Source organism: Pseudomonas frigoris, from assembly GCF_047758635.1.
Lineage (GTDB): Bacteria > Pseudomonadota > Gammaproteobacteria > Pseudomonadales > Pseudomonadaceae > Aquipseudomonas > Aquipseudomonas frigoris.
The window spans coordinates 6,201,869-6,214,764 of the sequence record NZ_CP180479.1 but is presented as its reverse complement, the minus strand read 5'-3'; the positions used below and the strand labels follow the sequence as shown (position 1 = coordinate 6,214,764).

Below are 12,896 nucleotides of genomic sequence, written 5' to 3'. Positions count from 1 at the left end.
TTTATCGGTATCTTTAATACGCATACCGCAACATCGCATGCGGCAAATGCCGCAACGCAAAGAAACCGAACAGCGCCACCAGCGCCGGCAACACCAGCCACCAGACCTTTGGTGGCATGGCGTTCAGCGGCGCCGGGCGCTGATTCAGCCACAAACTCGCCGCACACACGCACGCCGCCAGCATCGCGCCGGCCAGCACATCCGTCGGCCAGTGCGCGCCCAGGTACACCCGCGACAGGGCAATCGCCAGCGCGGGCAAGCAACCCAATAGCAGCCAGGTCAGACGCATGCGCGGCGGTTGTCCGCGGCCGGCCAGCACGGCCAGCGTCAGAAACAGCGCAAAAGAGCCCGAGGCGTGGCCGCTCGGCATGCTGTAGCTGGTCAGAGGATCGCTCAACACTTCCGGGCGTACGCGGGCGAAAAAGTGTTTGGTCACGGTGTTGCCCAGCGCGGTGCACAGCAGGGTGCTACCGGCGAAAATCGCCTGGCGCCATTGCCGGGTGAGCAACAGCAAACCCGTCAGCAGGGCGCTGAACACCAGCATGTTGCGGAATTCGCCGATCAGCGTGAACGTCACCGCCACTTCATCGAGCAGCGGGCTGCGATGTTCCTGCACCAGGGTCATCACGCCCTGATCGAGGGCGGTCAGGTGCGGATAGCCGATAAACAGTCCGGCCAAAATAAGGAAGCTCATTCCGGTAATCAGCATCGTCGCTTTGCGATGACGGCGCATGCTGCTGGTGATGCTCAAGCCCACCATGAGGGCGATGCTGCCGGCGACGATGCCGGCCTCAGGCCAGAATCCCTCCGGCAACGGCAAGCGAATTGCCGCCCCCGTGGCCCAGCCGGGCAGCAGGTACGCGACGCTCCAGCCGGCGGCGGCCAGCAAGCTGACGGCGGCGAAGCGCGGGAAGGGCATGTCGAACATCCCGGCGACCATCGGCAGCATCGGCCGCAGCGGACCGATGAAACGCCCGACCAGCAGGCTGGCGATGCCGTAGCGCTGGAAATACGCCTCGGCCCCGGCGATCCATTCCGGATGATGGCGCAACCCTGGCAGGCGCCGGATGTTCTGGTGGAAATGTCGTCCGATGAAGTAAGAGACGATATCGCCCAGAACGCCGGCGAGGAATCCCAGTAATAGCGTTTCGCTCAATGACAGCGCGCCACTGCCGGCCAGTACCGCCACGGCAAACAGCAGCACCGTGCCGGGCACGATCAGCCCGGCAATCGCCAAGCATTCCACGAAGGCCACTATGAACACCGCCGCGGCCAGCCATTGCGGGTTGACCGTCAACCAACCGGTCACGCTATCGAGCCATGGGCCCATAAAACAACTCCCTCTTATTAATTGACCCCCGGCGTAGGAGCTGCCGCAGGCTGCGATCTTTTGATCTTGATCCTTTAAGATCAAAAGATCGCAGCCTACGGCAGCTCCTACAGGGAACTGTGTTCACAGCAAAAAATAATCGCGACCTTCGACCTGCCCCCGTCGCAGCGGGTTTCGCGTGCAATACGGCGCGTAAGCCGCATCGACGAAGCGGTACATCAAATGCTCATCGCGGCCGTGGGGAATGCCCAAACGCGTGGTTTGTATGATGTGAACGGGCGCCGGGCCGACATCTTCCACCAGCAGCACTTCATGGTCGAAGCGCTTGGCGTCCCAGACCGGCACCTTCAGGCCCAGCGCCTTGCAGAGCAAAGTCTGTCCGGCGCAAAGCTTTTGCGAGGGGCGAGGGCGACTTTGGGCGTCGGGATTGTTCAACAGCATCTGCGCCAGGCTCGCCGGCCCGCTCAAGTCATCGACCCACGGATAGGCGGATTTGATCAGCACAGCATTGCCCGGCCCCTGGGCGCTGAAGTTCAGGGAATCGCCGCCCCGGGCGTAGTACATATAGATGTGGCCGCCATCCAGAAACAAAGCCTTACGTTTTTCTGTGTAGCCGAGGGAGGCGTGGCTGCCTTTTTCTTCGCAGTAATAGGCTTCGGTCTCGATGATCCGGGCGCTGAGCCACAGGTCGCCGACCCGGTGACGGATGACTTTGCCGAGTAAATCCCGCGCCAGCGTTTGGGCGTCTCTGTCGAAAAATGCATCCGCGAGCCCCTTGGGCAGGCTCGTCGCGGACGTGCGAACAGTCAGGTTGGTCATGATGAACGGCGTTTATCAGGGCTGATTGAGTCGCGATGATAACAATTTGCAGCTTAATCACGGCTGAACGTCGGCAAATTGCCCTCCATTTCGACCATCCGCCCGTCACCGCTGTTAGTCGGGAGACGTGACAGCTATAATCTGCCGCTTTCCTCTTTACCAAGTCCACGCCAGACCATGACTGAGTCCGTTCTTGACTACATGACCCGCCTGGGTCGCGCTGCCCGCGAGGCTTCTCGCGTCATCGGCCGTGCCAGCACCGCGCAGAAAAACCGCGCCTTGCAGGCTGCTGCCAATGCGTTGGACGCTGCACGCGCCGAGCTGACGGCTGCCAATGAACTGGATTTGGCCGCTGGCCGCGCCAATGGTCTTGAGCCTGCATTGCTTGAGCGTCTGGCGCTGACCCCGGAACGCATCGACGGCATGATCGTCGGTTTGCGTCAGGTAGCGGCTTTGCCGGACCCGGTCGGCGCGATCCGCGACATGAGCTTTCGGCCATCGGGCATTCAGGTCGGCAAGATGCGCGTGCCGTTGGGCGTGATCGGGATCATCTACGAATCCCGGCCGAACGTGACCATCGATGCCGCCAGCCTGTGCCTGAAGTCCGGCAACGCGACCATCCTGCGTGGCGGCTCCGAGGCGATTCATTCCAATCGTGCCATTGCCGCCTGCATCCAGCGCGGTCTGGCCGAAGCCGATTTGCCTGCCGCCGTGGTGCAAGTGGTCGAAACCACCGATCGTGCCGCCGTTGGCGCACTGATCACCATGCCAGAATACGTCGACGTTATCGTGCCCCGTGGCGGCCGTGGCCTGATCGAGCGCGTTAGCCGCGATGCCCGCGTGCCGGTTATCAAACACCTGGACGGCATCTGTCACGTTTATGTCAGTGCCCACGCCGACCTGCCGAAAGCCCAGCGCATCGCCTTCAATGCCAAGACTTACCGCTATGGCATCTGCGGTGCCATGGAAACCCTGCTGGTGGACCAATCGGTCGCCAAGGATTTCCTGCCGTCGATGGCTGCACAGTTCCGCGAAAAAGGCGTCGAGCTGCGTGGCTGCGAGCGCACCCGGGCGATCATCGAGGCTGTTGCCGCTAGTGAAGAAGACTGGAACACCGAGTACCTGGCGCCGATTCTCTCGATCCGTGTGGTCGACGGGCTGGACCAGGCCATCGAACACATTAATAAGTACGGCTCCCATCACACCGATTCGATCGTCAGCGAAAACCTTGCTGACACCCGGCGTTTCGTCGCGGAAGTCGATTCGTCGTCGGTGATGATCAATACCCCGACGTGCTTCGCCGATGGCTTCGAATACGGATTGGGTGCCGAGATTGGCATTTCTACTGATAAGCTGCACGCCCGCGGCCCGGTGGGTCTCGAAGGTTTGACCTGCGAGAAGTACATCGTGGTCGGTGATGGCCAGTTGCGCGGCCAGGCGTCGGACTGACTTGGGCGACCTCGACTTGTCAGCCCCGGTCACCGCCAGCGAGCCTGCGCCTCGACGCATTGGCATGCTGGGCGGAACCTTCGACCCGGTGCACATCGGCCATTTGCGCAGTGCGCTGGAAGTCGCCGAATCGCTGGCGCTCGATGAGCTGCGTCTGACACCCAGTGCCAGACCACCTCATCGCGGTACGCCGCAAGTGTCGGCGAAAGACCGTCTGGCGATGGTCGAGTGCGCGGTGGCCGGTGTGGCGCCGTTGGTGGTGGACGCCCGCGAACTGCAGCGGGACAAACCGTCTTACACCATTGACACCCTGGAGCTGATGCGCGCCGAACTGGCCGCCTCCGACCAGGTTTTTCTACTTTTGGGCTGGGACGCATTTTGCGGCCTGCCCACTTGGCACCGCTGGGAAGAGTTGCTCCAGCATTGCCACATCCTGGTGCTGCAACGCCCGGATGCCGACAGCGAACCGCCGGATGCCTTGCGCAATCTGTTGGCGGCACGCTCGGTGAGCGACCCGCTGGCCCTCAAAGGGCCGAGCGGACAGATTGCATTCGTCTGGCAGACACCGCTCGCGGTATCCGCCACCCAGATCCGTCAACTGCTGGCCAGCGGTAAGTCGGTACGTTTCCTGGTGCCCGACGCGGTCCTGGCCTACATCGATGCGCACGGACTCTACCGTGCGTCGAACTGAAAAAGGGAGCGCTTCAAAACACGTGAACGCGTGTACCGAAGCGCCCGAACATACGAGCAAAACGAGTTTTATATGACTGACAAAGACGTAACTAAAGTAAAGCGCAAAGGCACGTTCAAGAGCGCCCCGCTGCCAGTAGAGGTTCCAACCGGCCCTGAGCTGCGCGGCGAAGAGCTGGTCAAGGTTGCCGTAGCGGCCCTGGAAGACGTGAAAGGCCAGGACATTCAGGTAATCGACGTTCGTGAAAAGCAGAGCATCACTGACTTCATGATCATCGCTACCGGTACCTCCAACCGCCAGATCGGCGCGATGCTGGACAAGGTCCGCGAAGCCGTCAAAGCCCTGGGCGTCAAGCCACTGGGTGAAGAAGGCAAGGGCGACAGCGACTGGGTGCTGCTGGATATGGATGATGTCATCGTGCACATGATGACCGCTTCGGCTCGTCAGTTTTACGACCTGGAGCGTCTGTGGTCCGGTGCAGAACAGAGCCGTGCTCTGAACGCGGCTCACCACAGCCCGGAAAACACCCATGAGCACTTCGTCAAGCTCAACAAAGACCAGCAATAAGGGACCGCTGTGCGACTGCGACTGATCGCCGTCGGTTCACGCATGCCCAAGTGGGTGGAAGAAGGCTGGCATGAATATGCCAAGCGTCTTCCGTCCGAGCTGGCGCTGGAACTGGTGGAAATACCGCTCAACACCCGTGGCAAGAACGCCGACGTGGCGCGCTTCATCCGTCAGGAAGGCGAAGCCATGCTGGCCAAGGTCGGGCCGAACGAGCGCGTTGTGACCCTCGAAGTCCACGGCAAGCCCTGGAGCACCGAGCAGCTGGCGGTCGAGCTCGATCGCTGGCGGCTGGACTCGCGCACGGTGAATTTCATGGTCGGCGGCCCCGAAGGGCTGGCGCCGGAAGTCTGTGCCCGGGCCGATCAGCGCTGGTCGCTCTCGCCGTTGACGTTGCCGCACCCGCTGGTGCGAATCCTGATCGGCGAACAGCTGTATCGTGCCTGGACAGTCCTGTCCGGCCACCCTTACCACAAGTAGTTCTGCCCTCATGCCCCAGCCGATCCGCATCAAGGACCACGAAAAAGACGCCCGTCTGGTGCGTGGCCGCGTCGTGTTCGGGGCAATTGCGGTCGTGACGCTGATCGGTGTGCTGATCGCGCGGCTGTATTTCCTTCAGGTGATCCAGTACGAGTACCACTCGACCCTGTCGGAAAACAACCGCGTCCATGTGCAGCCGATTCCGCCGACTCGGGGCTTGATCTTCGATCGCAATGGCGTGGTGGTGGCGGATAACCGGCCCAGCTTCAGCCTGAGCATGACCCGCGAGCGCTCCGGCGACTGGCAGCAAGTACTGGACGTGATCGTCGAAGTGCTGGAGCTGACGCCCGAGGACCGAGTGATCTTCGAGAAGCGCATGCGTCAGGGGCGTCGGCCGTTCGAGCCGGTGCCGATCCTGTTCGAGCTGACCGAAGAACAGATCGCCCGCATCGCGGTGAACCAGTTCCGTCTGCCGGGCGTGGAAGTGGTCGCGCAGCTGGTTCGTCACTATCCGCAGGGCGCGCACTTTGCGCATTCGGTGGGATATATGGGGCGGATCAACGAGAAAGAGCTCAAGTCTCTGGACCCGGTGAGTTACAGCGGCACCCATCAAATTGGCAAAACCGGCATCGAGCGCTTCTACGAGCCCGAATTGCACGGTCAGGTCGGTTACGAAGAAGTCGAGACCAACGCCCGTGGCCGCGTGCTGCGGGTGCTCAAACGTACCGAACCGGTTTCCGGCAAGGACATCGTCCTGAGCCTGGACATCAAATTGCAGGAGGCCGCCGAAGCTGCACTCGGCGGTCGCCGTGGCGCAGTGGTGGCGCTGGACCCGAAAACCGGCGAAGTCCTGGCGATGGTCAGTCAGCCGAGTTTTGACCCGAACCTGTTCGTCACCGGCATCAGTTTCAAGGCCTATTCCGAACTGCGCGATTCCATTGATCGGCCGCTGTTCAACCGCGTGCTGCGCGGCCTGTACCCGCCGGGTTCGACCATCAAACCGGCAGTGGCAATTGCCGGCCTGGATTCTGGCGTTGTGAACGCGTCGAGTCGGGTGTATGACCCCGGCTATTACCAGTTGCCCAACTACGATCACAAATACCGGAACTGGAACCGTACCGGTGACGGCTACGTCGATCTGGACACGGCGATCATGCGGTCCAACGACACCTACTTCTACGACCTGGCCCACAAACTGGGAATCGATCGCTTGTCGGCGTACATGAGCAAGTTCGGCATCGGCCAGAAGGTTTCGCTGGACATGTTCGAAGAGTCGCCGGGGCTGATGCCTACACGTGAATGGAAGCGTGCAACCCGGCGTCAGGCCTGGTTCCCGGGCGAAACGCTGATTCTCGGGATTGGTCAGGGCTACATGCAATCAACGCCATTGCAACTGGCCCAGGCCACGGCGCTGGTCGCGAACAAGGGTGTCTGGAACCGTCCGCACCTGGCCAAGACCGTCGAAGGCGAGCGGCCGAAGGATGAAAACCCGATGCCGGATATCATCCTGCGTGACCCGTCCGACTGGACCAAGGTCAACCACGGCATGCAACAGGTGATGCACGGTGCCCGTGGTACCGCGCGCAAGGCATCGATTGGCGCTCAATACCGGATTGCCGGCAAAAGTGGTACGGCCCAGGTCGTCGCGATCAAGCAGGGCGAGAAGTACGACCGCTCCAAGGTTCAGGAGCGCCATCGCGACCACGCCTTGTTCGTCGGCTTCGCCCCAGCCGACAACCCGCAAATCGTGGTGTCGGTGATGGTCGAGAACGGCGAGTCCGGTTCCGGCGTCGCAGCGCCCGTGGTGCGTCAAATCATGGACGCCTGGCTTCTGGACCAGGACGGTCGGTTGAAGGCCGAATACGCCAGCCCTATCAGTGCGGAGGCTACGGCCCGTGAAGAGTAATTTCGATCGCATCCTCTCCAGCGAGGATGTGATGCGTCGCCGCGCGACGCTGTTGCAACGCATGCACATCGACGGGCCGTTGCTGATCCTGCTGCTGACCCTCGCCGCCGGCAGCCTGTTCGTGCTGTATTCGGCCAGCGGCAAGAGCTGGGATCTGCTGGCCAAGCAGGCTACCTCGTTCGGCATCGGCCTGGTGTCGATGATCGTCATCGCCCAATTCGAGCCGCGCTTCATGGCCCGTTGGGTGCCAGTCGGTTATGTCCTCGGCGTGCTGTTGCTGGTGGTGGTGGATGTCATGGGCCACAACGCCATGGGCGCCACACGCTGGATCAACATTCCCGGGGTGATCCGCTTCCAGCCCTCGGAGTTCATGAAGATCCTGATGCCGGCGACCATCGCCTGGTATCTGTCCAAGCGCACTTTGCCGCCGCAGCTCAAGCATGTGGGTGTCAGTCTGTTTCTGATCGGCTTGCCGTTTATCCTGATCGTGCGTCAGCCCGATCTTGGTACTTCGCTGCTTATCCTCGCCGGTGGCGCTTTCGTGTTGTTCATGGGCGGCTTGCGCTGGCGCTGGATCATCAGCGTAATCGCCGCCGCCGTGCCGGTGGCCGTCGCGATGTGGTTCTTCATCATGCACGACTACCAGAAACAGCGAATCCTGACCTTCCTCGATCCGGAAAGCGATCCGCTGGGCACTGGCTGGAACATCATTCAATCGAAAGCCGCCATCGGTTCCGGCGGTGTGTTCGGCAAGGGCTGGCTGCTCGGCACCCAGTCGCACCTGGACTTCCTGCCGGAAAGCCACACCGACTTCATTATTGCGGTCATGGGCGAAGAATTTGGCCTGGTGGGTATCTGCGCACTGCTGCTGATTTACCTGCTGTTGATCGGCCGCGGACTGGTGATTACTGCCCAGGCCCAGACATTGTTCGGCAAATTGCTCGCGGGCAGCCTGACCATGACGTTTTTTGTTTACGTTTTCGTCAACATCGGTATGGTCAGTGGCCTGTTGCCGGTTGTGGGGGTGCCGTTGCCGTTCATTAGCTACGGAGGAACTTCGCTGGTGACGCTGCTGTCAGCGTTTGGGGTTTTGATGTCGATCCATACCCATCGTAAGTGGATCGCTCAGGTTTGAATAAGGTGAAGATTTCAATGCAAGTAATGCGTGGCTGGGCGACTCGATATGCGCCATGGGTCGGCCTGGTAAGCATCCTTGGCACAGCGCAGGAAGCGTTGGCCGGCGATTACGAAGGCTCACCGCAGGTGGCCGAATTCGTCGGTGAAATGACCCGCGACTACGGTTTTGCCGGTGAACAGCTGATGGGCGTGTTCCGCGAAGCCGAGCGCAAGCAGTCGATTCTGGACGCGATCTCGAAACCGGCCGAGCGGGTCAAGCAGTGGAACGAGTATCGCCCGATGTTCATCACCGACGCGCGCATCGCCCGTGGCGTGGACTTCTGGCGCCAGCACGAGGCGGTACTGGCCCGTGCCGAGCAGGAATACGGCGTGCCGGCGCAGGTCATCGTCTCCATCATCGGCGTTGAGACCTTTTTCGGCCGCAATACCGGCAATTTTCGAGTAATCGACGCCTTGTCGACCCTGGGTTTCGACTATCCTCCCCGTGCCGAATTTTTCCGCAAGGAATTGCGTGAGTTCCTGTTGCTGGCCCGGGAAGAGCAGGTCGATCCGCTGACCCTCAAAGGCTCTTACGCCGGCGCGATGGGTTTGCCGCAGTTCATGCCGAGCAGTTTTCGCGCCTACGCGGTGGACTTCGACGGTGACGGCCACATTAATATCTGGACCAATCCGGACGATGCCATTGGCAGCGTCGCCAGTTATTTCAAGCGTCACGGCTGGGTCGCCGGTGAACCGGTGGTCAGCCGCGCCGATGTGCGTGGCGAACACGTGGACGAAGGTTTGACCACGGGCATCGAACCGACTAAAACCGTCGGGGAGTTGCGGGCGCTGGGGTGGTCAAGTCATGATGCGCTGCGCGATGATATGCCGGTCACGGCTTTCCGCCTGGAAGGTGACAATGGCCCCGAATACTGGATGGGCCTGACGAATTTTTACGCAATCACGCGTTATAACCGCAGCGTGATGTACGCCATGGCCGTACATCAACTGTCTGAACAGCTGGTCCAAGCACGGGGCGTCAAGTAATGCGGGCATTGCCTATGAATAAACCCCTGAAGCTGATGGCATTCGCCGCGTTGGCGGTGCTGGTCGCCAGTTGTTCGACCAGCCGTGCGCCGACCCAGAAGTCTTCCACCGCCGTGCGCGCAGCGCCAGGCCTGGACATCAACCGCGCGCACAAAGATGGCGCGCCGTGGTGGGACGTCGATGTATCGCGCATCCCGGATGCCACGCCGACCCTGCATACAGGTCCTTATAAAGCCAACCCATACACCGTGCTGGGCAAGACTTATTTCCCGTTGCAGGAATCCAGGACCTACGTGGCCTCGGGCACTGCGTCCTGGTATGGCACCAAGTTCCACGGTCAGAACACCGCCAATGGCGAGGTTTACGACCTGTACGGCATGAGTGCTGCTCACAAGACCTTGCCGCTGCCCAGTTACGTTCGGGTGACCAACCTGGACAACAACAAGAGTGTAGTCCTGCGAGTCAACGACCGCGGGCCGTTCTACTCGGACCGAATCATCGACTTGTCCTACGCGGCCGCCAAGAAGCTCGGCTATGCCGAAACTGGTACCGCGCGGGTCAAGGTCGAAGGCATTGACCCGCAGCAATGGTGGGCAGCCAAAGGCCGTCCGGCGCCTTTGATGCTTAACGAGCCGCAAATCTCGCAAAAAAGCGCCCCGACGATTACGGCTTCGGCCGGCACCGTCGAACAATGGACACCACCGCCGCAGCAGCACGCCGCGGCCGTTGTGCCCGTCCCGATCGATGCAAAAAAAAACGCTTCTGTACCAGCCTCTGGCCAGTATCTGCAGGTGGGCGCGTTCGCCAACCCGGACGCTGCAGAGCTCCTGAGATCGAAGCTCAGCGGGATGGTGAGCGCTCCGGTGTTCATCAGTTCGATCGTGCGCAATCAACAGACGCTGCATCGGGTACGCATGGGGCCGATCGGCTCGCCGGGTGAAATCCAGCAAGTGCAGAACAGTGTGCGCCTGGCCAATCTCGGTTCGCCGAGCCTGGTCACCGCCGAGTAATACGTAGTACTTGATTGACGGTTCGCTTGCGGTTTGGGGGGCGAACCGGGTTGTTGGCTCGTTGAAGAACAAAAGCCCGGCAAGGGTTCTGAGTGAACAACTGAACACGCGACAGCTCGTAGGGTTTGTTCGAAAACTCGCCGAGCGGCGATCAGGCAAGGCAAAAACAGGTGAGGACGCGGAGTGTAGGGGACCTACATGAGCATTCCGAGCCTGTTTTTAACGCCGCATGATCGTCGCGCAGGCAGTTTTGGACAAAGCCTGAAAGCTGTCTGATTAGTTTTGCCCTTGGGCAGTTTCCATTAGCGATTTCGAGAGACGGATGAACATCACCACCTTTGCCAAACGCCTGTGCCTGCTAGTCCCGCTGCTCCTCTCGCCTGCCGCTTTCGCGGTCGAGATGATGCCGTCGCCACCGCAACTGGCCGCCAAAGCCTACGTACTCATGGACGCCAGCAGCGGCAACGTGCTGGTAGAGAACAATGGTGACCAGCGTCTGCCTCCGGCCAGCCTGACCAAGCTGATGACCGCGTACATCGCGACCCTGGAAATCCGTCGTGGCCAGATCGGCGAAAACGACCCGGTGACCGTCAGCGAAAACGCCTGGCGTACCGGCGGTTCGCGGATGTTCATCAAGGTCGGCTCGCAAGTCACTGTCAGCGACCTGCTGCACGGCATCATCATTCAGTCGGGTAACGACGCCAGTGTTGCGCTCTCCGAGCACATCGCCGGCAGCGAAGACGCCTTCGCTGACATGATGAACAAAACCGTGGCCGATCTGGGCATGACCAACAGCCACTTCATGAACCCGACCGGTCTGCCGAACCCTGAGCACTACTCGTCGGCTCACGACATGGCGGTGCTGGCTCGCGCGATCATCCACGAAGACCCAGCTCACTACGCGATCTACTCGCAGAAAGAGTTCTTCTGGAACGGCATCAAGCAACCAAACCGTAACCTGCTGCTGTGGCGCGACAAAACGGTCGACGGCCTGAAAACCGGCCACACCGACGAAGCCGGCTATTGCATGGTGTCTTCGGCCGTGCGTGATGGCATGCGCCTGATCGCTGTGGTGTTCGGCACCAGCAGCGAAGTGGCTCGCGCCTCCGAAACCCAGAAGCTGTTGACCTACGGTTTCCGCTTCTTCGAAACCCAGACGTTCTATCAGAAAGGCGCCGAACTGGCTCAGGCTCCTGTCTGGAAAGGCACCACCAATCAAGTCAAGGCCGGCCTGGCTGAAGACCTGACCATGACCCTGCCAAAAGGCCAGCTGAAAAAGCTCGCCGCCAGCATGACCATGAACCCGCAACTGGTTGCGCCAATCGCCAAGGGCGACGTAATCGGTAAAGTCGAAGTGAAGCTGGACGACAAAGTCGTGCATAGCGCTGATCTGATCGCTCTGGACGCGGTCGACGAGGGTGGTATCTTCCGCCGCATGTGGGATAGCATCCGTCTATTCTTCTACGGCTTGTTCAACTGAATTAGTGTGGACTTGCATGGCCCTGTTCCAATCCGGAACGGGGCCATGTCCGTTGCCACGGCTTACGAGGCCGTTACGCCATGACAGACAACGAAGTAAAGGCGCCAAAAATCGAATTTCCCTGCGCGGATTACCCTATCAAGGTGATCGGCGACACAGGCGTGGGTTTCAAGGACAAGATCATCGCAATCCTTGAGAAACACGCGACCGTTGACCACAAGACCCTGGCCGAGCGCCAGAGTACCAACGGTAAGTACACGACCATCCAGTTGCACATCATCGCCACCGGTCAAGAACAGCTGTACGACATCAACAGCGAGTTGCGGGCTACCGGTTTCGTGCACATGGTGCTGTGATGTCTGGCACGCTGGGCTTTCGCGAGCTCGGCCAGATGGCTTACGAGCCGGTCTGGCATGCCATGCAACGCTTCACCAACGAGCGCGGCAGCGATGCCGCGGACGAGATCTGGCTGGTCGAGCATCCACCGGTGTTCACCCAGGGGCAGGCCGGCAAGGCTGAGCACTTGTTGCTCCCGGGGGATATTCCGGTAGTAAAGGTTGATCGCGGTGGTCAGGTGACTTATCACGGTCCCGGCCAATTGGTGGCCTACCTGTTGCTCGATGTGCGCAAGCTGGGTTTCGGCGTGCGTGACCTGGTCAGCCGCATGGAACAATGCCTGATCGAGTTGCTGGCCAGCTACGGCGTGACCGCCGTGGCCAAGCCGGATGCACCGGGTGTCTACGTCAATGGGGCGAAAATCGCTTCTCTGGGTCTGCGGATCCGCCACGGTTGCTCCTTTCATGGCCTGGCCCTGAACGTGGACATGAACCTGGAACCGTTTCGACGGATTAATCCCTGCGGCTACGCCGGGCTGGCGATGACCCAGCTGAGCGATCACGCAGGATCGATTGAATTTGCCGAGGTAAGTGCCCGGCTGCGCGCGCAGCTCGTCAAACACCTCGACTATGCTGAGCAGACGACCCTAACGGGCGGAATCGACTGAT

General features: G+C 60.7%; 13 protein-coding genes. 11 read left to right on the top strand and 2 right to left on the bottom strand.

Annotated features, from left to right (window positions below; all coding sequences use genetic code 11):
• Positions 1 to 13: 13 nt before the first annotated feature.
• Both ACMXYH_RS28685 and ACMXYH_RS28680 read right to left on the bottom strand, forming a co-directional pair.
• The gene (locus ACMXYH_RS28685) at positions 14 to 1,330 is read right to left on the bottom strand and encodes a bifunctional DedA family/phosphatase PAP2 family protein (RefSeq protein WP_415765658.1); all 1,317 of its coding nucleotides are present in this window, start codon (positions 1,328 to 1,330) and stop codon (positions 14 to 16) included.
• A 123-nt stretch (positions 1,331 to 1,453) separates the two neighbouring features.
• Positions 1,454 to 2,149, bottom strand: a complete 696-nt coding sequence (locus ACMXYH_RS28680; protein WP_415765657.1) for a DNA-3-methyladenine glycosylase — start codon at positions 2,147 to 2,149, stop codon at positions 1,454 to 1,456.
• Positions 2,150 to 2,326: 177 nt separating this feature from the next.
• Here ACMXYH_RS28680 and ACMXYH_RS28675 point away from each other — a divergent pair, with 177 nt between their 5' ends.
• The 11 genes from ACMXYH_RS28675 to lipB all read left to right on the top strand — a co-directional run bounded on the left by ACMXYH_RS28675 (position 2,327) and on the right by lipB (position 12,895).
• Positions 2,327 to 3,598 carry a glutamate-5-semialdehyde dehydrogenase gene (locus ACMXYH_RS28675; RefSeq protein WP_111451174.1) on the top strand — a complete coding sequence of 424 codons (1,272 nt, stop codon included), beginning with the start codon at positions 2,327 to 2,329 and terminating at the stop codon, positions 3,596 to 3,598.
• Between the two features lies 1 nt (position 3,599).
• Positions 3,600 to 4,289, top strand: coding sequence for a nicotinate-nucleotide adenylyltransferase (gene nadD, locus ACMXYH_RS28670; protein WP_256657754.1), 690 nt, complete (start codon positions 3,600 to 3,602; stop codon positions 4,287 to 4,289).
• Positions 4,290 to 4,361: 72 nt separating this feature from the next.
• A complete protein-coding gene (rsfS, locus tag ACMXYH_RS28665; protein ID WP_046055550.1) occupies positions 4,362 to 4,856 on the top strand; it encodes a ribosome silencing factor in 495 nt (164 codons plus the stop codon).
• Between the two features lie 9 nt (positions 4,857 to 4,865).
• Complete coding sequence (gene rlmH / locus ACMXYH_RS28660; protein WP_007937439.1) at positions 4,866 to 5,333, top strand: 23S rRNA (pseudouridine(1915)-N(3))-methyltransferase RlmH; 468 nt, start codon at positions 4,866 to 4,868, stop codon at positions 5,331 to 5,333.
• A 10-nt stretch (positions 5,334 to 5,343) separates the two neighbouring features.
• Complete coding sequence (gene mrdA / locus ACMXYH_RS28655) at positions 5,344 to 7,239, top strand: penicillin-binding protein 2 (protein WP_129440892.1); 1,896 nt, start codon at positions 5,344 to 5,346, stop codon at positions 7,237 to 7,239.
• A gap of 31 nt (positions 7,240 to 7,270) precedes the next feature.
• Entirely contained in the window at positions 7,271 to 8,374 is a 1,104-nt protein-coding gene (gene rodA, locus ACMXYH_RS28650) for a rod shape-determining protein RodA (protein ID WP_046055582.1), read from the top strand.
• Positions 8,375 to 8,391: 17 nt separating this feature from the next.
• Positions 8,392 to 9,402 carry a lytic murein transglycosylase B gene (gene mltB / locus ACMXYH_RS28645; protein ID WP_129440896.1) on the top strand — a complete coding sequence of 337 codons (1,011 nt, stop codon included), beginning with the start codon at positions 8,392 to 8,394 and terminating at the stop codon, positions 9,400 to 9,402.
• Positions 9,402 to 10,412, top strand: a complete 1,011-nt coding sequence (locus tag ACMXYH_RS28640) for a septal ring lytic transglycosylase RlpA family protein (RefSeq protein ID WP_415765656.1) — start codon at positions 9,402 to 9,404, stop codon at positions 10,410 to 10,412. The genes mltB and ACMXYH_RS28640 overlap by 1 nt, the downstream gene beginning before the upstream one ends.
• A 322-nt stretch (positions 10,413 to 10,734) precedes the next feature.
• The gene (locus ACMXYH_RS28635) at positions 10,735 to 11,892 is read left to right on the top strand and encodes a D-alanyl-D-alanine carboxypeptidase family protein (protein ID WP_282480178.1); all 1,158 of its coding nucleotides are present in this window, start codon (positions 10,735 to 10,737) and stop codon (positions 11,890 to 11,892) included.
• 80 nt (positions 11,893 to 11,972) lie between these two features.
• Positions 11,973 to 12,248, top strand: a complete 276-nt coding sequence (locus ACMXYH_RS28630) for a DUF493 domain-containing protein (RefSeq protein WP_129440902.1) — start codon at positions 11,973 to 11,975, stop codon at positions 12,246 to 12,248.
• Positions 12,248 to 12,895, top strand: a complete 648-nt coding sequence (gene lipB / locus ACMXYH_RS28625) for a lipoyl(octanoyl) transferase LipB (protein WP_008152829.1) — start codon at positions 12,248 to 12,250, stop codon at positions 12,893 to 12,895. Before ACMXYH_RS28630 ends, lipB begins: the two co-directional genes overlap by 1 nt.
• The last annotated feature ends 1 nt before the right edge of the window (position 12,896 follow it).